The 18,087-nt window shown below is 71.0% G+C and carries 19 protein-coding genes; 10 read left to right on the forward strand and 9 right to left on the reverse strand.

Annotated elements, in window-relative coordinates; genetic code table 11:
• The first annotated feature begins 205 nt into the window (after positions 1-205).
• Positions 206-466 carry a hypothetical protein gene (locus miv_RS02925; protein WP_048427343.1) on the forward strand — a complete coding sequence of 87 codons (261 nt, stop codon included), beginning with the start codon at positions 206-208 and terminating at the stop codon, positions 464-466.
• Here the strand turns inward: miv_RS02925 and miv_RS02930 are convergent.
• The gene (locus miv_RS02930) at positions 447-701 is read right to left on the reverse strand and encodes a DUF6894 family protein (protein ID WP_048427342.1); all 255 of its coding nucleotides are present in this window, start codon (positions 699-701) and stop codon (positions 447-449) included. The genes miv_RS02925 and miv_RS02930 overlap by 20 nt on opposite strands.
• Positions 701-1,414: a Crp/Fnr family transcriptional regulator gene (locus miv_RS02935; protein WP_207181350.1), complete on the reverse strand. Its 714-nt coding sequence runs from the start codon at positions 1,412-1,414 to the stop codon at positions 701-703. The genes miv_RS02930 and miv_RS02935 overlap by 1 nt, the downstream gene beginning before the upstream one ends.
• A gap of 345 nt (positions 1,415-1,759) precedes the next feature.
• Here miv_RS02935 and miv_RS02940 point away from each other — a divergent pair, with 345 nt between their 5' ends.
• Entirely contained in the window at positions 1,760-2,137 is a 378-nt protein-coding gene (locus miv_RS02940) for a response regulator (protein ID WP_158004031.1), read from the forward strand.
• 32 nt (positions 2,138-2,169) lie between these two features.
• Complete coding sequence (locus miv_RS02945; protein ID WP_082711247.1) at positions 2,170-2,943, forward strand: Crp/Fnr family transcriptional regulator; 774 nt, start codon at positions 2,170-2,172, stop codon at positions 2,941-2,943.
• Positions 2,944-2,950: 7 nt separating this feature from the next.
• On the opposite strand, the gene xth is transcribed toward miv_RS02945, so the two are convergent.
• Complete coding sequence (gene xth / locus miv_RS02950) at positions 2,951-3,748, reverse strand: exodeoxyribonuclease III (RefSeq protein WP_048427339.1); 798 nt, start codon at positions 3,746-3,748, stop codon at positions 2,951-2,953.
• Positions 3,749-3,866: 118 nt separating this feature from the next.
• Here xth and miv_RS02955 point away from each other — a divergent pair, with 118 nt between their 5' ends.
• The 4 genes from miv_RS02955 to miv_RS02970 all read left to right on the forward strand — a co-directional run bounded on the left by miv_RS02955 (position 3,867) and on the right by miv_RS02970 (position 7,735).
• Positions 3,867-4,562 (forward strand): ceramidase, encoded by a 696-nt coding sequence (locus tag miv_RS02955; RefSeq protein ID WP_244496469.1) that lies wholly within the window; start codon positions 3,867-3,869, stop codon positions 4,560-4,562.
• A 121-nt stretch (positions 4,563-4,683) separates the two neighbouring features.
• Positions 4,684-6,006 (forward strand): homoserine dehydrogenase, encoded by a 1,323-nt coding sequence (locus miv_RS02960; protein ID WP_048427338.1) that lies wholly within the window; start codon positions 4,684-4,686, stop codon positions 6,004-6,006.
• A gap of 154 nt (positions 6,007-6,160) precedes the next feature.
• On the forward strand, positions 6,161-7,159 hold the full coding sequence (glpX, locus tag miv_RS02965) for a class II fructose-bisphosphatase (RefSeq protein ID WP_048427337.1): 999 nt from the start codon (positions 6,161-6,163) through the stop codon (positions 7,157-7,159).
• Between the two features lie 129 nt (positions 7,160-7,288).
• Entirely contained in the window at positions 7,289-7,735 is a 447-nt protein-coding gene (locus miv_RS02970; protein WP_207181352.1) for a GNAT family N-acetyltransferase, read from the forward strand.
• A gap of 777 nt (positions 7,736-8,512) precedes the next feature.
• On the opposite strand, the gene miv_RS02975 is transcribed toward miv_RS02970, so the two are convergent.
• From miv_RS02975 to miv_RS02990, 4 genes are all read right to left on the reverse strand, one after another.
• On the reverse strand, positions 8,513-9,394 hold the full coding sequence (locus miv_RS02975) for a tetratricopeptide repeat protein (protein WP_048427335.1): 882 nt from the start codon (positions 9,392-9,394) through the stop codon (positions 8,513-8,515).
• A 260-nt stretch (positions 9,395-9,654) separates the two neighbouring features.
• Positions 9,655-10,770: a 5-(carboxyamino)imidazole ribonucleotide synthase gene (locus tag miv_RS02980; protein WP_207181354.1), complete on the reverse strand. Its 1,116-nt coding sequence runs from the start codon at positions 10,768-10,770 to the stop codon at positions 9,655-9,657.
• Complete coding sequence (purE, locus tag miv_RS02985) at positions 10,767-11,264, reverse strand: 5-(carboxyamino)imidazole ribonucleotide mutase (RefSeq protein ID WP_048427333.1); 498 nt, start codon at positions 11,262-11,264, stop codon at positions 10,767-10,769. Before purE ends, miv_RS02980 begins: the two co-directional genes overlap by 4 nt.
• Before the next feature lie 117 nt (positions 11,265-11,381).
• Positions 11,382-11,600: a YdcH family protein gene (locus miv_RS02990; protein ID WP_048427363.1), complete on the reverse strand. Its 219-nt coding sequence runs from the start codon at positions 11,598-11,600 to the stop codon at positions 11,382-11,384.
• A 213-nt stretch (positions 11,601-11,813) separates the two neighbouring features.
• On the opposite strand from miv_RS02990, the gene miv_RS02995 reads away from it, so the two are divergent.
• Complete coding sequence (locus miv_RS02995; RefSeq protein ID WP_048427332.1) at positions 11,814-11,999, forward strand: YdcH family protein; 186 nt, start codon at positions 11,814-11,816, stop codon at positions 11,997-11,999.
• Between the two features lie 296 nt (positions 12,000-12,295).
• On the opposite strand, the gene miv_RS03000 is transcribed toward miv_RS02995, so the two are convergent.
• Complete coding sequence (locus miv_RS03000; protein WP_207181356.1) at positions 12,296-13,927, reverse strand: acyl-CoA synthetase; 1,632 nt, start codon at positions 13,925-13,927, stop codon at positions 12,296-12,298.
• Positions 13,928-14,085: 158 nt separating this feature from the next.
• On the opposite strand from miv_RS03000, the gene miv_RS03005 reads away from it, so the two are divergent.
• Positions 14,086-15,996 carry a propionyl-CoA synthetase gene (locus miv_RS03005; RefSeq protein WP_207181358.1) on the forward strand — a complete coding sequence of 637 codons (1,911 nt, stop codon included), beginning with the start codon at positions 14,086-14,088 and terminating at the stop codon, positions 15,994-15,996.
• 12 nt (positions 15,997-16,008) lie between these two features.
• Here the strand turns inward: miv_RS03005 and miv_RS03010 are convergent, their stop codons facing one another.
• The gene (locus tag miv_RS03010; protein ID WP_207181360.1) at positions 16,009-17,253 is read right to left on the reverse strand and encodes a sensor domain-containing phosphodiesterase; all 1,245 of its coding nucleotides are present in this window, start codon (positions 17,251-17,253) and stop codon (positions 16,009-16,011) included.
• 336 nt (positions 17,254-17,589) lie between these two features.
• Here miv_RS03010 and miv_RS03015 point away from each other — a divergent pair, with 336 nt between their 5' ends.
• A complete protein-coding gene (locus miv_RS03015) occupies positions 17,590-17,991 on the forward strand; it encodes a hypothetical protein (RefSeq protein ID WP_207181362.1) in 402 nt (133 codons plus the stop codon).
• The last annotated feature ends 96 nt before the right edge of the window (positions 17,992-18,087 follow it).

An 18,087-nucleotide genomic window follows, 5' to 3' on the forward strand; every position in this document is an offset into this window, starting at 1 on the left:
ACCCTGCAAAATCTCCCTCGCGCCCGGATCCCCTGCGTCCAGATCCCCCTGCATCGAGGCACGTCCGGTCCAGCGCCGGTCGCGCGGGACCGAGCGCGCGATCGTGGCGTCCCGCATTCCGGCCCTCCGCCGCGAGACATCGCGGGACGGGGAAGACTTTGCGGGACCGACCCGAACCAACGCAGCGGCGTCTCGTTGCCCCGCCATGGATCTCACGCTCCAGCCCGTGCGCGTCAGGACCGGCAGCGAGGACGAGCAGGGCCTGCTCGTCTTCGCGGACGGCGCGCTCGCGGCCGTGCTGGTCTGCCTCTCCGACTCCTACGGAGACGAAGCCGGCTCCTGGTTCCTCGAGGCGGGATTCGGCGCCCTGGCGTCGCACCAGCCGGCGGCCTTCGCCGACCTCGACGCGGCCCAGACCTGGATCGCCCACCGCCTCGCCGCCGAGCCTACGCCCCGTCCTCCGTGACCGTGTCGGAGAACGGCACCGTCATCACCGGAGCACCGTTCTCGTCCGTGACCTCGAACGCGCAGGCGAACCAGTCCCGGATCGCGTGCAGCTGCGTCCGGGCGATCAGGTCGCGGGCGACGGCGAGGGCGTGGGCGCGGGCCGCGTCGGTGTCCGGCAGGGCGTCCCCCTCGGGATCGCGCGCCAGGCCGTCGGGGCCGGGTCCGTGCCGGAGATGGAAGAAGTAGCGCGGCATCAGGCGCCCTCGATGAGGCGGGCATACTCGCCCTCGGGCGTGCCGTAGCTGCCGTTCGTCAGCGCCAGGAGCTTGGCGCGGTCGAGCACCTCGATCCGCCGCCGCTTGGCCCGGATCCGGCCGGCTCCCTCCAGGTTCTGGATCGCCAGCGTCACCCCCGCCCGCTGCACCCCCAGCATCATCGACAGGAACTCGTGCGTGAGCACGAGCTCGTCGCCCTCCGTCCGGTCGTGGCACATCAGCAGCCAGCGCGCGAGGCGGCTCTCCAGGCTCAGGGAGGCGTGGGCGTAGGCGGTCTGGGTGATCTGGACGATCAGGGTGTGGACGTAGCGCAGGAGCAGCCGGCGCAAGGCCGGGCTCTCGTCGAGGGCCGCGCAGAGCGCGCCGCGGCCGATGCTCCAGCCCTCGCCCGAGAGCTGGACGAAGTAGACTTGCGGCGTGGTGAGACAGTCGAGGGCGACCGGCACCGCGCCGACCAGCCCCTCGCTTCCGACCAGGCCGACCTCGACTCGGCGCTCATTATGCGCGGCCGAGATCGAGACCATGCCGCTCTCGAGGAAGAACAGCTCCTCCACCGGCGCGTCCGGGGCGATCACGACCTCCCGCAACTGGAGCGACAGGGGGTCGAGATGCGGCTGCAGCCGCGCGAAGTCCTCGGGCGCCATCGCCCTCAGGAGGCGGTTGCGGACGGTCGAGTGCGGGGGTCGCGGCATGACATTCTCCTCGCTGACCCGACAGCCGAGGCGACCTGTCCGACGACGAACCAGGAATGATCACTATCAGCTTTCACTGTGGGCATCAAAGAAAATAATCGCCGTCATCGAAGCGTATAACAAATGATATTCTTGGCCATTACCACTTCTTGGCTTTGGAAAATTATGTAATCTTCGTCAATTCGGGAACCTGAATCGCGGGCTGCGATTGGTTCGATACAACACCAAGCGGAGTGATTGCTTGCGTGGTGATGAGCCGCGCCCATAACTCTTTACCGACGCGCTTTCGCGCGCTGGCCGATCTGCCGGCCGGGCATGTCCCGGATCCATACGGAGGGGCCTCTCGTGAGACGGGACGACCATCGTCCGACGGTGCTGCTGATCGAGGAGGATCCGCTCGTCGGCCTCGCGGTCGGCGAGACGCTGGAGGAGGCCGGCTACCGGGTCGCCGGGCCGCTGGCGACGCAGGCCCAGGCGCTCGCCTGGCTGGCGAGCCGCCCCCTCGATCTCGCCGTGATCGATCTTCCGCTCCGGGACGGCGACGGCAGCCGGCTCGCCCGGGCCCTGCGGGCGCGGGGCGTGCCGTTCCTCGTCCATGCCGACCGACCCCGCGACGCCGCCGCCTGCACCGAGCTCAGCGCCGCGCCCCGACTGACCAAGCCGGCCTGGCACCGGGACCTCGTCCACGTGCTCGACCAGCTCGCCCGCGAGGTTCGCCCATGACGACGTCCCTGACGACGCCCACGACAACGTCCATGACGACGATGATGGCCCACGCGCTCGCCCCGGCCGGCTGCGGGCACCATGCCCCGCACCTGCTGCATCCCATCGTGCGCAAGCTCGCGGCCTTCGGCCCTCTGGGTGCGGACGAGGAGGCCGTCCTGGCCGGCCTCGGCACCGGCGCTCAGCGCGTGGAGGGACGCCAGGATCTCCTGGCCGAGGGCGCCGCACCCGAGAGCGCCGTCCTGATCGTGGAGGGCGTGGCGTGCCGCTACCGCCACCGCCCGAGCGGGGCCCGCCAGATCACCGGCTATCTCCTGCCGGGCGACCTGTGCGACCCCGACCTCGTCCATCTCGGCCGGATGAACCACAGCGTCGGCACGATCGGCCCCTGCCGGGTGGCGCGGGTGCCGCACGAGGTGCTGTCCGATCTCACGGCCCGGCATGCCGGCATCGCCCGGGCGCTGCGGCTGGCCAAGCTCGCCGAGGAGGAGACGACCCGCGAGTGGATGATGAATGTCGGCTGCCGCTCCGCGATCGAGCGGGTGGCGCACCTGCTGTGCGAGCTGCACGAGCGGCTCGGCACCGTCGGCTGGGCGACCCGCTCCGGCTACGACTTCCCCCTGACGCAGCAGGACATCGCCGACACGGCGGGCCTGTCCAACGTCCACGTCAACCGGGTGCTGCGGCAGCTGCGCCTGATGCGGCTGGTCGAGGTCGGCGGCCGGCGGGTCGACATCCTCGACCTCGCCGGCCTCCGGCGCGTCGCCGAGTTCCAGGACGGCTACCTGCGGCCTGCCGCGGAGTGAGCGGCCGTCAGGCCGGATCCACCGCCAGCTCCACCGTCACCGGCACGTGGTCGGACGGCTTCTCCAGCCCGCGCAGGTGCTTCTGCACCGAGGCCGAGACCAGGCGGTCGAGGGCCTGCGGCGCGAGCAGCAGGTGGTCGATGCGGATGCCCTGGTTCCGGGGCCAGCAGCCGGCCTGGTAATCCCAGAAGCTGTAGACCCCCGCCCGCCCGTCGCAGGCCCGCAGGGCGTCGGTAAAGCCCTCGGCGAGGAGCGCACGGAACGCCGCCCGGGTCTGGGGCAGGAAGAGCGCGTCGCTCGTCCAGGCCGCCGGGTCGGCCGCGTCCTCGGGCTCGGGGATCACGTTGTAGTCGCCGGCGAGCACCAGGACCTCCTCCTTCTGCCGCAGGGCCACGGCATGGGCCTGGAGGCGGCGCATGAAGGCGAGCTTGTACTCGTATTTCGGCGTGCCGACCGGGTTGCCGTTCGGCAGGTAGATCGAGGCCACCCGCACCGGCACGGTGCCCGTCGGGATCACCGCCTCGATGTAGCGCGCCTGCTCGTCGCTCGGATCGCCCGGCAGGCCGCGGCGGATCTCCTGAAGCGGCAGCGGCCGGCGGGCGAGGAGCGCCACGCCGTTGAACGCCTTCTGGCCGTGGGTCGCCACCACGTAGCCGGCCTCCTCGATCTCCGTGCGGGGAAACGCGTCGTCGACGCATTTCAGCTCCTGGAGGCAGACCACGTCGGGCTGCGCCTCGGCCAGGAAGGCCAGGAGGTGCGGCAGGCGCTGCTTGACCGAGTTGACGTTCCAGGTGGTGATCCGCATCGCGTCCCGCGCCGCTCGTGAACCGCACTCGTATCGAGGGCTCCCGTCATCGGGGTTTCGCGCCGCGCTGGCAAGCCGGGCGCCGGGTGTGAGCTGGGGACCCGAGAGGGCGGGCGACATGGCAGGCGACATGGCGGGCAACATGGCGGGATGGTGGGAGCCGGTGCGCGACTATTGCGAGCGGACCGGGCCGGAGCTCCTGGCCGAGCCGCTGAACGCGATCTCGAACGCCGCCTTCCTGGTCGCGGCCTTCCTGCTCCTGCGGCGCGGCCGGGCGCCGGACCCGGTGGCCGACGGGTTCGCGGTGCTGGTCGGGGTGATCGGGATCGGCAGCGCTCTCTTCCACACGCTGGCGGTGCAATGGGCGATGCTCGCCGACGTGATCCCGATCGCGCTCTTCATCCACGCCTACGTCTTCCTGGCGCTCAGGCGCTTCCTCGTGCTCCCGGCCCCGGCGGCGCTCGCCGGGACCCTCGCCTTCGCGGTGGCGGCCGCGGTCTTCGAGCCCGCCCTGTCGAACCTCGCCGGGCGCCCGCTCGGCCCGCTCACGAACGGGTCGGTCGCCTACGCGCCGGCGGCGTTGGCCCTGTTCGGTGTCGGGACGGCCTCGCGTCGGTTCGGCCGGCGGGAGGGGGCCGCCCTGATCGGCATCGGCCTCCTGTTTCTCGTCTCGCTCGCCGCCCGGACCCTGGACGCCGCCCTCTGCCCGGTCGTGCCGTTCGGCACCCATTGGCTCTGGCATCTGCTGAATGCCTGCGTGCTCTACGCCCTGGTGCGGGCGGCGCGTGCCGCCGGGGTGCCGCGGGCGGCCTGACGCGACGGGAGCCGGCCTCACCCCCGGCTTCCTTGCACGGGTCCCGAAACCGTTGCAGAAGAACGCCGCCGCAGGGGCACCATGCGTGGGGCCCGGCGCCTGCCTGCCCGGATTCTTTGCCATGACTCAAGCCCTCCGCCTCGGCATCGCCGGTCTCGGCACCGTCGGAGCCTCCGTCGTCCGCATGGTCGCGCGCCGCGCCGAGGCGATCGGCGCCACCGCCGGCCGGCCGGTCGTCGTGACCGCGGTCGCCGCCCGCGACCGCTCGCGCGACCGCGGCCTCGACCTTCAGGGCGTGACCTGGTTCGACGATCCCGTGGCGCTCGCCCGCTCGGGCGAGGTGGATTGCGTGGTCGAGCTGATCGGCGGCGCTGAGGGCAAGGCCCGCGAGACCGTCGAGGCGGCTCTGGCCGCGGGCAAGCACGTGGTGACGGCCAACAAGGCGCTGCTCGCCAAGCACGGCCCGGCGCTCGCCCGCGCGGCGGAGGCCTCGGGCGTCGCGCTTGCCTTCGAGGCCTCGGCGGCGGGTGGCATCCCGGTGGTCAAGGCCCTGCGCGAGGCGCTGACCGGCAACCGGATCTCCCGGGTCTACGGAATCCTCAACGGCACCTGCAACTACATCCTGAGCCGGATGGAGCTGGAGGGCCTGACCTTCGAGGCCTGCCTCAAGGACGCCCAGGCTTTGGGCTACGCCGAGGCCGACCCGACCTTCGACGTCGAGGGCTTCGACACCGCCCACAAGCTCGCGATCCTGACGAGCCTCGCCTTCGGCACCGAACTCGACGCGGAGGGCGTCTCGGTCGAGGGCATCTCGGCGATCACGCCCCTCGACCTGCGCATGGCCGACGAGCTCGGCTACCGGATCAAGCTCCTCGGCGTCGCCGAGGCGACCGAGGCCGGCATCGAGCAGCGGGTCCACCCGACGATGGTGCCGAAATCCTCGGCCATCGCCCAGGTGATGGGCGTGACGAACGCCGTCACCATCGACACCGATGCCCTGCGCGAGCTCACCCTGATCGGCCCCGGCGCCGGCGGCGAGGCCACCGCCTCGGCGGTGGTCGCCGACATCGCCGACGTGGCGGCGGGCCGCACGCCCCCGGCCTTCGGCCGCCCGGTCGCCGGCCTCACGGTCCCGGTGCGGGCCGAGATGCAGCGCCACCAGGGGGGCTACTACATCCGCCTTACCGTGCACGACCGCCCCGGCGTCGCCGCCGGCGTCGCGACGAAGATGGCCGAGCGCGAGATCTCCCTCGAGAGCATCCTCCAGCACCGCTCCGAGAGCGCCGCGGCCCGCGACCGCCACGGCCGCTCGGGCCTGCCGGTGCCGCTCGTGCTCATCACCTACGCGGCGACGGAAGCCGCGATCCGCGCGAGCCTCGACGCGATGGCGGCAGACGGGCTCCTGTCCGAGCCGCCCCAGCTCATCCGCATCGAGCGCGAGTGAGGCCGGCCTGCAAGGTCGTTCGCAAGTTACCGTCGTCCGCCGATCCCGCACCCTCCACCGGTGATCGGCCGGCCGACTGACAGAATTCAGTTCAGCGGCGCCGGTTTCTCCTCTAAGACCCGGCCCCAAGGACCAGAACGAGGATCACGAACGCATGTCGGACGCCAAGAAGCCGGGGCCGAGCCAGGTCATCGAGCGCATCCTGACCCTCGAACTGGTGCGCGTCACCGAGCGGGCCGCCGTCGCGGCGGCGCGCCTGCGCGGCCAGGGCAACGAGAAGGCCGCCGACCAGGCCGCCGTCGACGCCATGCGCCGCGAGCTGAACCGCCTGCCGATCGACGGCACCGTCGTCATCGGCGAGGGCGAGCGCGACGAGGCCCCGATGCTGTTCATCGGCGAGACCCTCGGCAACGGCTCGGGCCCGAAGGTCGACATCGCGGTCGATCCGCTCGAGGGCACCACGCTGTGCGCCAAGGACATGCCGGGCTCCGTCGCCGTGATGGCGATGGCCGAGGGCGGCACCCTGCTCGCCGCGCCCGACGTCTACATGCACAAGATCGCCATCGGCCCGGGCTACCCGGTCGGCACCGTGCACCTCGACGCGACCCCCGAGGAGAACATCCACGCGCTGGCCAAGGCCAAGGGCGTGCCGCCGTCCGAGATCACCGCCCTCGTCCTCGACCGGCCGCGCCACACCGACCTGATCGCGGCGATCCGCCGGACGGGCGCGGGCGTGCGCCTGATCTCCGACGGCGACGTCGCCGGCGTGATCTTCACGACGATGCCGGAGGAGACCGGCATCGACATCTATCTCGGCATCGGCGCGGCGCCCGAGGGCGTGCTGGCGGCGGGCGCGCTGCGCTGCATCGGCGGCCAGATGCAGGGCCGCCTGATCCTCGACACCGAGGAGAAGCGCGACCGCGCCGCCAAGATGGGCGTCGCCGATCCGAACCGCATCTATTCCCTCGAGGACCTCGCCCGCGGCGACGTCGTGGTGGCGCTGACCGGCGTGACCGACGGGGCGCTCGTCAAGGGCGTGAAGTTCGGGCGCGACACCATCCGCACCGAGACGGTGGTCTACCGTTCGCATACCGGCACCGTGCGCCGGATCGAGGCCGAGCACCGCGACTTCGACAAGTTCCACCTGAAGTAGGATTCTTCCGAGCGGGGCCGCGCCGGGATCCCGGTGCGGCCCCCTTGATCTGCCCCCTTGATCGGCCCCTTGATCCTGGGGCCTTTCCCCGCGACCCTGCGGCGTCTCTCACCCGAGGATTCGCCGCTCATGCCGAGCCCCATCATCCGTCCGCTGCGCCCCGACGAGCGCGCCGCCTGGGATCCGCTCTGGCAGGGCTACCTGACCTTCTACGGCGCCACGGTCGCCCCCGAGGTCACCGACCTCACCTGGACCCGCCTGCACGACGCATCGGAGCCGATGCACGCCCTCGTGGCCGAGCAGGACGGCACCGTCACCGGCCTCGTCCACTACATCTTCCATCGCTCGACCTGGACCGCCGGGCCCTATTGCTACCTCCAGGACCTGTTCACCGCGCAGGCCGCCCGCGGGCAGGGGGTGGGACGGGCGCTGATCGAGGCGGTCTACGCCGCCGCCAAGGAGGCGGGGGCGAGCCGGGTCTACTGGCTGACCCAGGAGGCCAACGTCACCGCCCGGGCGCTCTACGACACGCTGGCCGACCGGCCGGGATTCATCCAGTACCGGAAGGTGCTGTGACGATCGCGCCGAAGGTTCCCCGCGTATCTCCGGCGGGTCTCCCGCCTCGGCGATGGCCGGTTGTGGGATGCAAAGATTCGGGTTGGTGCAGCGGTCAGGGACGGCGCCCGCGAGGTGCGAGCTACGGGTAAGTGCCTGAGCACGAAGCCAGGGGAGCGATACCTGGTCTTCGTGCTCTGTCCGTCACCGCTCCGCAATCTGCTCGACTGCAGCCTCGTTTCTTGCTTCATCCGCCTGGAAGGCCCGGCGTTCCTGTACCGTGACCTCATCGAGCCATCGGCGAGGATTGCCGCACATCCAGCACGAGCATGGGGTCGGCGTTCGAGACCAGAAGGAGAGAATAGCCTGGGGCGAAAGCCGCCGGCCAGTCGCTCCGCCATGATAATCCTCGCGGGTCTTCATCAGCCGCGCACGGTGATGTCGACGCACACCACGATGGTGCTTTTCCAAAAGAGCCTCTGACGCAGGCCCTGACCCCGAGCGCCCCTGCGCTCTATTCGAGGGGATCAGGGCCGAAGCGTCTTCTTCTCGGAAACTCTGGTTCGCATGCGAGACATTCCATCACCGTAGCATGATACGGCCCGGAACGAGCAAGAGAGCTCCGGCCCTGTGGAATCCAGTCGAACACGCCCCGACGCTCATGGTCGAGCGGTTTTGGGCTGTTCGCCTTGCCCTTCTCGGCAGGGCCATAGGACGAGGCACAGTAATCGCGGCGACGAAAAAGGCTCCCAGCGTACCGCCGGGAGCCCTGGAAACCTATCAAATCTGCTCCGGACTTTACCGGAACAGCGACGCCATCCCGCCCTGCATCCGGCCGAGGCCCTGCTTGGCGATCGGGTTGCCCTGATCGATGGCGATGGCGCGCTGGTAGCTCTCCACCGCCTCCTGGCGGCGGTTCGACTTCTCGTAGGCGAGGCCGCGATAGGCCCAGGAATCCGCGTCCTTGTTGTTGACGTTCAGCGCCGCGTTGTAGTCCTCGATCGCCTTGTCGTACTGGTTGGTGGCGATCAGGCTCTGGCCGCGGGCGGCGTAGGGCGCCGCCACGAAGGGGTTGCGGTCGATGGCGGCGTCGAAATCGCCGATCGCGGAGCGGTGCTGGCCCTGCGCCTGCCGCACCAGGCCGCGGGCGTGGTAGGCCTCGGCGGATTCCGGCGTCAGGCGGATCGCCTGGCTGAGGTCGCTGTAGGCGGCCTCGTAGTTGCCCTGCGCCCGCTGCAGGTTGGCGCGCCCGATATAGGCGGCGGTGTAGTTCGGGTCGGCGTTGATCGCCTTGGTGAAGTCCTGCAGCGCCGCGTCGCTGCGGCCCGACTGGCGATAGGCCAGGGCCCGGTTGCCGTAGGCCGAGGCCGAGTTCGGGTCGAGCTGGATCGCCTTGGTGAAGTCGGCGATCGCCGAATCGAAGTTCCCCGCCCGGGCATAGGCCGCGCCGCGGGTGTTGTAGGCCGCCGCGTCGCTCGGGTTGCGCTGGATCACGTCCGACAGGGAGGCGATGTTCACCTCGGTCGCGCCGGACTTGTCGGCCTCGACCACCGCGAATTGTCGCGTCGCGGTGGCCCGGCTGACGGTGTCGCAGCCGGCGAGCGCGAGCGCGGTCAGCACGGTCGCTCCCAGCATCCGGGCCGCCGGTGTCACACGGCTCCAGCCGATCACGTTGTTCATCACCCGCTCCCCCGGGGCGGCGCATCCGCGTTGCGCCGCGCACCATCGCAATCCGCACGCACGCGCCGCCTCGAAGCGGTCCTGGTGCCGGACGACCCTTCCTCGATCGAGGTGAAGGCCGGCTTAAAGGCAGTGCGCCTCTCCGCTTGAGCGGGACGATGTGGCGAAGGTGTGGCTCCCGGCGCCGTTGCGGCAGGGGAGGGCGCTGCGTGGCGACGGGTGTGGCCCAGCGGCCTCACCCGTCGGTGCCGGGCGCCGGGTCAGGCGCCGGTCGCGACCCGGGTGAGATGGCCCATCTTGCGCCCGGGCCGGGCCGCGCCCTTGCCGTAGAGATGCAGGTGGCTGCCGGGCTCGGCGAGGATCTGGGTCCAGTTGTCGGCCTGGTCGCCGATCAGGTTCAGCATCTCGACCGAGCGGCCGGTCAGGGCCGGGCTGCCGAGCGGCCAGCCGCAGATCGCCCGGACGTGCTGGGCGAATTGCGAGGTCTCGGCCCCCTCGATGGTCCAGTGGCCGGAATTGTGGACCCGCGGCGCGATCTCGTTGACGACGACGCCCGCCCGCCCGTCCGCCCCGCGGACCAGGAACATCTCCACCGCCAGCACGCCGACATAGTCCAGCGCCTCCGCGATGGCGCGGGCGATCGACACCGCCTCGGCGGCGGTCTCCGGCGTCATGCCGGGCGCCGGCACCACGGTGCGGGCGAGGATGTGGTGGCGGTGCTCGTTGGCGCAGGGGGCGTAGGCCGAGAAGCGCCCTTCCGCGTTGCGGGCCGCCACCACCGAGACCTCGGCCTCGAACGGCACGAAGCCCTCCAGGATGCAGGGCTGGTCGTGCAGGGAGGCCATCGCGGCGGCGGGGTCGAAGCCCGCCTCGCCGAAATCCTCCTGGCGCAGCATGAGCTGGCCCTTGCCGTCGTAGCCGAAGCGCCGGGTCTTCAGCACCGCCGGCAGGCCGATCTCCCGCACGGCCTGCGCGAGGCCGGCGGCGTCGTCCACCGCGCGGAACGGCGCGACCGGGATGCCGAGGCCCGCGACGAAGGATTTTTCCGTCAGCCGGTCCTGCGTCGTCGCGAGCGCCGAGGCGCTCGGGTGCAGCGGCCGGTGCGCGGCCAGGATCTCGGCGGTGCGGCTCGGGATGTTCTCGAACTCGTAGGTCACGACGTCGACGGACTCGACGAAGGCCCGGAGCGCCGCCGCGTCGTCGTAGGCCGCCACGGTCCGGCGGCCCGCCACCTCGAAGGCCGGGCTGTCGGGGTCGGGGCAGTAGATATGGGCCTTGAGCCCGTACTGCGCCGCCGCGACCGCGATCATGCGGCCGAGCTGGCCGCCGCCGATGATCCCGACGGTGGCGCCGGGGGCGATGAGGGGCTTGCTCACGGGGCGCTCGTATCCGGGTGCTCGGCGACCGCTGCGCTCTGGCGCGCGCGCCAGGCATCGAGCCGCTCGGCCAGGGGGGCGTCGGTCAGGGCGAGGACGGCGGCGGCGAGGAGCGCCGCGTTGACGGCGCCGGCCCGGCCGATGGCCAGCGTGCCGACCGGGATGCCGGCCGGCATCTGCACGATCGACAGCAGGCTGTCCTGGCCCGACAGCGCCTTCGATTCGACCGGCACGCCGAAGACCGGCAGCGGCGTCATCGCGGCGGCCATGCCGGGCAGGTGGGCGGCGCCGCCGGCGCCCGCGATCACCACCTTGACGCCCGCCGCCTTGGCGCCCTTGGCGAAGGCCACCAGGCGGTCCGGGGTGCGGTGGGCCGAGACGATGCGGGCCTCGTAGGGAATGCCGAGGGCGTCGAGGGTCTCGGCCGCGTGGCGCATGGTGGCCCAGTCGGACTGGCTGCCCATGATCACTGCGACGGGGGGCGATGCCGCCATCGTCAAGCGCATCCTCTCGCAAAAGCGCCGCTAAGCCGCGCGAACGGGCCGCGACCGGTCATCCCTCCGCAGTAGCGGCGCGCTCGCGCTCCCGCAAGCCGCCGCGGGACGCCGCCCTCAGGCGATGATGTCCGGCGTGAGCTGGTCTTCCAGGAAGGAGATGCGGTCGCGGATCCCGAGCTTGCGCTTCTTCAGGCGCTGGAGCTGGAGCCGGTCGCCGGCCATCACGCCCGCCAGCGCCTCGATCGCGTCGTCGAGGTCGCGATGCTCCTCCCGGAGCCGCGCCAGCTCGGTCTCGTACTCCGCCGTCGATTCCGCACTCAACTCGAACGCCATCGCCGCCCTAAGCCCTGGGATGATGCGGCGAAGAATGAACGAGGGCCCGCCCTCCGGCAAGGGCATCGCGGGGGCTCGGCGGGGGTTGTGCAGCCTCTCGGCGGCGCCGCGCTGCGGTGCACATTACGCAATTGCAATACGGAATGCCTTAGACATCGGCCGCGGGCTGTGGCAGGCTTCGTGTGTCACCTACATGACAGGAGGCAATGGCTGATGTCGCTGCACACGCATCTCACCGAGCTCGAGCGTAAGCACGAAGCCCTGGAGCGCGAGATTCAGGACGCCTGCACCCACCTCTCCACCGACGACTTGCGAATAGTCGAACTCAAGCGGCGCAAGCTTCACCTGAAGGATGAGATCAGTCGCCTGCGGACGACGTCCACTCGCGTGATGCACTAGCCCGGCAGAATTCAGCGCGCCGCCGCGCCGGCGTATCGACGCGGCGGCCCCCGCTCATTGCGACCATTTTCATAGCGACGACGGCCGGCGGGTTTTGCTCCCGCTAGACGACATGCGCAGGGTGCGCGACGCGGAGGTGAGTCCCGCCAGCGCCGCCGGCAACCGTGATTTTTCCGATCCCGGAAGCTCCCGCCCGCACCATCGGGCGAGGTCGAGCCTGACAGGCATCGACGCTCCGGCGCGCGGGCCCGAAGCGCCCGAGTTCCCATCCGGAAGCCCGAGCGCTCGCGGCTCCGTCACAGCGCCTTCGCCATCTCCCGCAGCACGAATTTCTGTACCTTGCCGGTCGAGGTCTTGGGCAGTTCCGTGAAGACGACGTGCCGGGGCACCTTGAAGCCGGCCAGCGACTGGCGGCACCAGCCGATCAGCTCCTCGGCCGAGATCATCTCGGAGCCCTTCAGCTCGACGAAGGCGCACGGCGTCTCGCCCCATTTCTCGTCGGGCTTGGCCACCACGGCGGCGGCCGCCACCGCCGGGTGCTTGAACAGGGCCTCCTCGACCTCGATCGACGAGATGTTCTCGCCCCCCGAGATGATGATGTCCTTCGAGCGGTCCTTGAGCTGGATGTAGCCGTCCGGGTGCTTCACCCCGAGATCGCCCGAGTGGAACCAGCCGCCCCGGAAGGCGGCCTCGGTCGCGGTCGGGTTCTTCAGGTAGCCGCGCATCACCACGTTGCCGCGGAACATCACCTCGCCGAGCGTCTCGCCGTCGGCGGGCACCGGCTGCATCGTCTCGGGATCGAGCACGTCGAGGGCCTCGAGCGGCGGGTAGCGCACGCCCTGGCGCGCCTTGCGGGCCGCCTGCTCGTCCTTGCTCAGGGCATCCCAGTCGGCGTGCCACTCGTTCACCACCGCCGGGCCGTAGGTCTCGGTCAGCCCGTAGACGTGGGTCACGTCGAACCCGGCCTCCGCCATCCCGGCGAGCACCGCCTCCGGCGGGGGCGCGGCGGCGGTGAGGAACGAGACCCGGCGCGACAGGTCGCGCCGCTCGGTCGCCGGCGCGTTGATGAGGAGCGACATCACGATCGGCGCGCCGCACAGATGCGTCACGCCGTGATCCGCGATGGCGTCGTACATCGCCTTGGCCCGGACCTGCCGCAGGCAGACATGGGTCCCGGCCACCACCGACAGGGTCCAGGGGAAGCACCAGCCGTTGCAGTGGAACATCGGCAGGGTCCAGAGATAGACCGGGTGCCGGCCGAGATGGCCCGCCACCACGTTGCCGACCGCGAGCAGCGACGCGCCGCGATGGTGGTAGACCACGCCCTTCGGATCGCCGGTGGTGCCCGACGTGTAGTTGAGGCTGATCGCGTCCCACTCGTCGGCGGGCATCGCCCACTTGTGAGCGGGGTCGCCGGCTTCGAGAAACTCCTCGTACTCGATCGTGCCGAGGCGCTCGCCCGGGCCGTCATATTCCGGGTCGTCGTAATCGATGACGAGCGGCGTCACCCCGGCCTGCGCCAGGGCCGGGCCCATGATGCGGGCGAATTCCCGGTCGGTGATCAGGACCTTGGCCTCGCCGTGGTCGAGGCAGAAGGCGATGATCGCGGCGTCCAGCCGGGTGTTGAGGGTGTTGAGTACCGCCCCGGCCATCGGCACCCCGTAATGGCACTCGATCATCGCCGGGGTGTTGGCGAGCATCACCGCCACCGTGTCGCCCCGCCCGATGCCGCGGGCCTTGAGCGCCGAGGCGAGGCGCCGGCAGCGGGCGTAGAGGTCGCGGTAGTCGCGCCGCAAGGCGCCATGGATGACGGCCGTCCGCTCGGGGAAGACCGCCGCCGCCCGCTCCAGGAAGGTGAGCGGGGTCAGCGGCTGGTGGTTGGCCGGATTCCGGTCGAGGCCGTGGTCGTAGAGGGTCGCGCCGGTCATGGATCGTCCTGCTGCCTGTCCGGCCAGAGTAACCACGAGGACGCCGCGATCAATCCGTCTCGCTCCTTACGAAAGTTCGACTTCCGGTGATCGCCGTCGCTGCTCTATCTGAGGCGCAGGATCGCCCCGAGACGAGCGGCGCGCCGGAGGGAAACGCCATGGCCAGCCCGAGCCGCTACCCGGAGACCTACGCCGCCTGGCAGCGCGACCCGGAGGGGTTCTGGGGGCAGGCCGCCGGGGCGATCGACTGGGTGACGCCGCCCGCCCGGGTCTTCGCCCCCGAGGAAGGCGCCTACGGCCGCTGGTTTCCCGGGGGCGAGGTCAATGCCTGCCACAACGCCGTCGACCGCCACGTCGCGGCCGGACGCGGCGCCCAGGCGGCGATCCTGTACGAGTCTCCCGTCACCGGCACCAAGCGCCGGATCACCTATGCCGAGCTTCTGGACGAGGTCGCGGCCCTCGCCGCCGTGCTCCAGGGTCTCGGCGTCGGGCGCGGCGACCGGGTGGTGCTCTACATGCCGATGGTGCCGGAAGCGCTGTTCGGCATGCTGGCCTGCGCCCGCATCGGCGCCGTGCATTCGGTGGTGTTCGGGGGCTTCGCCGCCCGCGAGCTCGCCGCCCGGATCGAGGACGCCACCCCCAAGGTGGTGCTTGCCGCCTCCTGCGGCATCGAGCCGGCCCGGGTCGTCGCCTACAAGCCGCTCCTCGACGAGGCCTGCCGGCTTTCCTCGCACAAGCCCGAATCCTGCCTGATCCTGCAGCGGCCGCAAGCCGTCGCCGAGATGGTCGAGGGACGCGACCGGGATTGGGCGCAGGCCGTGGCCCAGGCCAAGGCCGAGGGCCGTACCGCGCCCTGCATGCCGGTCGCCGCCACCGACCCGCTCTACGTGCTCTATACGTCCGGCACGACCGGCAAGCCGAAGGGCGTGGTGCGCGACACCGGCGGCTACCTCGTGGCCCTGGCCTGGTCGATGCCGAACCTCTACGGCGTCGCCCCCGGCGAGACCTATTGGTGCGCCTCCGACGTCGGCTGGGTGGTGGGCCATTCCTACATCGTCTACGGGCCGTTGATCCACGGCTGCACCACCGTGCTCTACGAGGGCAAGCCGGTCGGCACGCCGGATGCCGGCGCGTTCTGGCGCGTCATCGCCGAGACCGGGGCGGTCGCGCTGTTCACCGCGCCGACCGCGCTTCGGGCCGTCAAGAAGGAGGATCCGGACGCTCGGCTGATGCAGGGCCACGACCTCTCGCGCTTCCGCACCCTCTTTCTCGCCGGCGAGCGGGCCGATCCGGACACCGTCGCCTGGGCCGAGCGGATCCTGGGCGTGCCGGTGATCGACCATTGGTGGCAGACCGAGACCGGCTGGCCGATCGCCGCCAACCCGGTGGGATTGGGCGCGCTCCCGGTCAAGCACGGCAGCCCGACGGTGGCGATGCCGGGCTGGGACGTGCAGGTGCTCGACGAGGCCGGCAAGCCGCTGCCTCCGGACACGATGGGCACCATCGCCATCAAGCTGCCGCTGCCCCCCGGCGCCCTCCCGACCCTGTGGCAGCAGGACGAGCGCTTCCGCGAGAGCTACCTCACGACCTATCCGGGCTACTACAACACCTCGGATGCGGGCTTCCTCGATTCCGACGGCTACGTCTCGGTGATGGGCCGCACCGACGACATCATCAACGTCGCCGGCCACCGCCTCTCGACCGGCGGCATGGAGGAGGTGCTGGCCTCCCACCCGGCGGTCGCCGAATGCGCGGTGATCGGCATCCGCGACAGCCTCAAGGGCGAGGCGCCCTGCGGCTTCGTGGTGCTCAAGGCCGGGGTGTCGCAGGCGCCGGACGCGATCGAGCGCGAGCTGGTGGCGCTGGTGCGCGAGCGCATCGGCCCGGTCGCGGCCTTCCGGCTCGCGCTGACCGTCGGGCGCCTGCCCAAGACCCGCTCGGGCAAGATCCTGCGCGGCACGATGAAGAAGATCGCCGACGGCGAGGAATGGGCGATGCCGCCGACCATCGAGGATCCAGGCGTCCTCGACGAGATCGGCGGGGCGCTGCGGGAGCGGGGTCTCGGCTGAGCGGCGGTCCGCTCAGCCCTCCGACGCCCCCTCGAGGGCCGCCGGCCCGACCGGGGGCAGCGCCGCGGCGGCGTCGAGGCTCAGCGGCCGGCCGGTGAGGAAGCCCTGCACCCGCGTCACGCCGATGCCCCGGAGCACGGCGTATTCGGCTTGCGTCTCCACCCCCTCGGCGACGATCTCGCAGCCGATGCGCCGTCCGTAGCCCGTCAGCGCCTCGGTCAGGGCGCGGCGGCCGGAATGGGTGTCGATGTGGCGGATCAGGCTCATGTCGAGCTTGATGATCTCGGGCGCGAGATCCAGCACGTGCCGCAGCGTGGCGTGCCCGGCCCCGACATCGTCGATCGCCAGAAACAGGCCGCGGGCGCGCAGCGGATCGAGCACGGCGCGCAGCTGCTCGTAGGACGCCACCGCCGCGTGCTCGGTGAGCTCGATCACCAGCCGTTCGGACGGCGCGTCGCCCAGGGCCTCGATCAGGCCCGGCGCGGCGAGGGCGGAGGGCGACAGGTTCACCGACAGCTTGACCCCGGCGGGCAAGGCCGGGAAGGCCGCCAGGGCCTTGCGCAGGGCGAGGAATTCGAGCTGTTCCCCGAGGCCGACCTCCGCCGCATCGGCAAACCAGATGTCGGGACCCTGTCCGGGCGGCGAGGGGAAGCGCGCCAGGGCCTCGAAGGCGGCGAGGCTCGCATCCGCCGTGCGGTAGATCGGCTGAAAGACCATCTCGATCGCCTGCGTGTCGAGCAGGGCGGCGATGCGCCGGCGCTTGCCTTCGCGTTCGCGCGCGGCGTCGCGGTCCCGGGAGAGGATCGACTCCACCATGTCGGCGCATAGTCGCAGCATGCCGAGGTCGCGGGCGGTCAGGCTGCGGTCGGGCGTGTAGCTGAAGCAGCACAGCGTCCCGTAGGGCTCGCCGTCGGCGTGGCGCAGCGGGACGCTCAGATGCGCTCCGACCGGCATGTCGCGGGTGACCGGCATGGTACCGGCGACCGGATCCCGCGCCGCATCCGGCATCAGCCCGGGCATCAGGCCCTTGGCGACGTAGTAGCAGAAGCTCTGTTCGAGCGGGGCGGAGGTCCCGACCACGACGGGGTTCGGCGCCGGGCCTCCGACATCCGAGAAGCGAATCACCCGGTCGCCTGCGACGAATTCCGAGATGAAGCCGACATCCATCGCCAGGTGGCGACGGACCGATCGCAGGACGGACAGGACCTGCTCGCTGGTGCTGCCGGGATGATCGCCGAAAACGGGGCGCAGGGGCATCGTACGATCCGGATCCATCGGGGTCACGACGTATTCAAGAAATTTTTTTGTGTCTTGCCGAATATTGCAGACGCTTCAGCAGGGTAAGTTTGGATCGACTTGTCAGCGTGGTCGACGATGTAACATCGTGACAATGTTTTGCATTCTTGGCGGAGTTCGCAGGCAGATACATCGCGATATCTTTGTTCTGGCGCCCGCTTTTGGAATATTGAATTTAGCAAGGCATTGAACGTCTAGCCGAGCCGGTCGGACCACACAAGTGGTTGAATTCTCTTGATGGCTTTGGCACGATGGAAGTGTGACCTGCGTTCAGTTCCCGCGTGGTGAGGGACCGTCATGCTCGCTTCGGATGTCCGTGGGGCGTCGTCGTGCCAAGGCGTCGAGGCCGTCGCGTCCGTCGCCGTGGTGCCGGAGCCGCTCCGGGCGCTTCTGGAGCGCATCGAGCACGGTATCCTCGATCTCGCCCGCGGCGCGGATCCGCGCGAGGCGATGCACGCGCTCCGCAGCAGCCTGTCGGATATCTGCGCCCTGACCGAGGCCGACCCCAAGACCCTCCAGGCCGTGGAGCGGGTGGTGAGCGCAGGCGAGCGGCTGGCCGAGATCGCGGCCCCGTCGCTCCGCTCGCGCGCGTCCGCCGCGGCGCGCGGCGCGGCGACCCGCGCGCGCAAGCGCCTCGCCGCCGCCCTGGTCGGCACCCGGCCGAGCCGGATCGCCGTGAGCCTCGGCCGGGGGTGGTGAGTGCGCCGCCGCACCCGATGAGCAGGCGCTAACGCGCAGGCGCCCTGCAGCGCCCGCGCTGGCACGACCGGGCGGGGCGCGGCACAGTGCGGCCAT

The sequence above is a fragment of the Methylobacterium indicum genome (assembly GCF_017347565.1).
GTDB classification, from domain to species: domain Bacteria; phylum Pseudomonadota; class Alphaproteobacteria; order Rhizobiales; family Beijerinckiaceae; genus Methylobacterium; species Methylobacterium indicum.

Bases quoted from the DNA above. Each gene is read 5' to 3' on its own strand.
- miv_RS02925 (WP_048427343.1), top strand. From the start codon at position 206: ATGGATCTCACGCTCCAGCCCGTGCGCGTCAGGACCGGCAGCGAGGAC.
- miv_RS02930 (WP_048427342.1), bottom strand. From the start codon at position 701: ATGCCGCGCTACTTCTTCCATCTCCGGCACGGACCCGGCCCCGACGGC.
- miv_RS02935 (WP_207181350.1), bottom strand. From the start codon at position 1,414: ATGCCGCGACCCCCGCACTCGACCGTCCGCAACCGCCTCCTGAGGGCG.
- miv_RS02945 (WP_082711247.1), top strand. From the start codon at position 2,170: ATGACGACGATGATGGCCCACGCGCTCGCCCCGGCCGGCTGCGGGCAC.
- xth (WP_048427339.1), bottom strand. From the start codon at position 3,748: ATGCGGATCACCACCTGGAACGTCAACTCGGTCAAGCAGCGCCTGCCG.
- miv_RS02955 (WP_244496469.1), top strand. From the start codon at position 3,867: ATGGCAGGCGACATGGCGGGCAACATGGCGGGATGGTGGGAGCCGGTG.
- miv_RS02960 (WP_048427338.1), top strand. From the start codon at position 4,684: ATGACTCAAGCCCTCCGCCTCGGCATCGCCGGTCTCGGCACCGTCGGA.
- glpX (WP_048427337.1), top strand. From the start codon at position 6,161: ATGTCGGACGCCAAGAAGCCGGGGCCGAGCCAGGTCATCGAGCGCATC.
- miv_RS02970 (WP_207181352.1), top strand. From the start codon at position 7,289: ATGCCGAGCCCCATCATCCGTCCGCTGCGCCCCGACGAGCGCGCCGCC.
- miv_RS02975 (WP_048427335.1), bottom strand. From the start codon at position 9,394: ATGAACAACGTGATCGGCTGGAGCCGTGTGACACCGGCGGCCCGGATG.
- purE (WP_048427333.1), bottom strand. From the start codon at position 11,264: ATGGCGGCATCGCCCCCCGTCGCAGTGATCATGGGCAGCCAGTCCGAC.
- miv_RS02990 (WP_048427363.1), bottom strand. From the start codon at position 11,600: ATGGCGTTCGAGTTGAGTGCGGAATCGACGGCGGAGTACGAGACCGAG.
- miv_RS02995 (WP_048427332.1), top strand. From the start codon at position 11,814: ATGTCGCTGCACACGCATCTCACCGAGCTCGAGCGTAAGCACGAAGCC.
- miv_RS03000 (WP_207181356.1), bottom strand. From the start codon at position 13,927: ATGACCGGCGCGACCCTCTACGACCACGGCCTCGACCGGAATCCGGCC.
- miv_RS03005 (WP_207181358.1), top strand. From the start codon at position 14,086: ATGGCCAGCCCGAGCCGCTACCCGGAGACCTACGCCGCCTGGCAGCGC.
- miv_RS03010 (WP_207181360.1), bottom strand. From the start codon at position 17,253: ATGCCCCTGCGCCCCGTTTTCGGCGATCATCCCGGCAGCACCAGCGAG.
- miv_RS03015 (WP_207181362.1), top strand. From the start codon at position 17,590: ATGCTCGCTTCGGATGTCCGTGGGGCGTCGTCGTGCCAAGGCGTCGAG.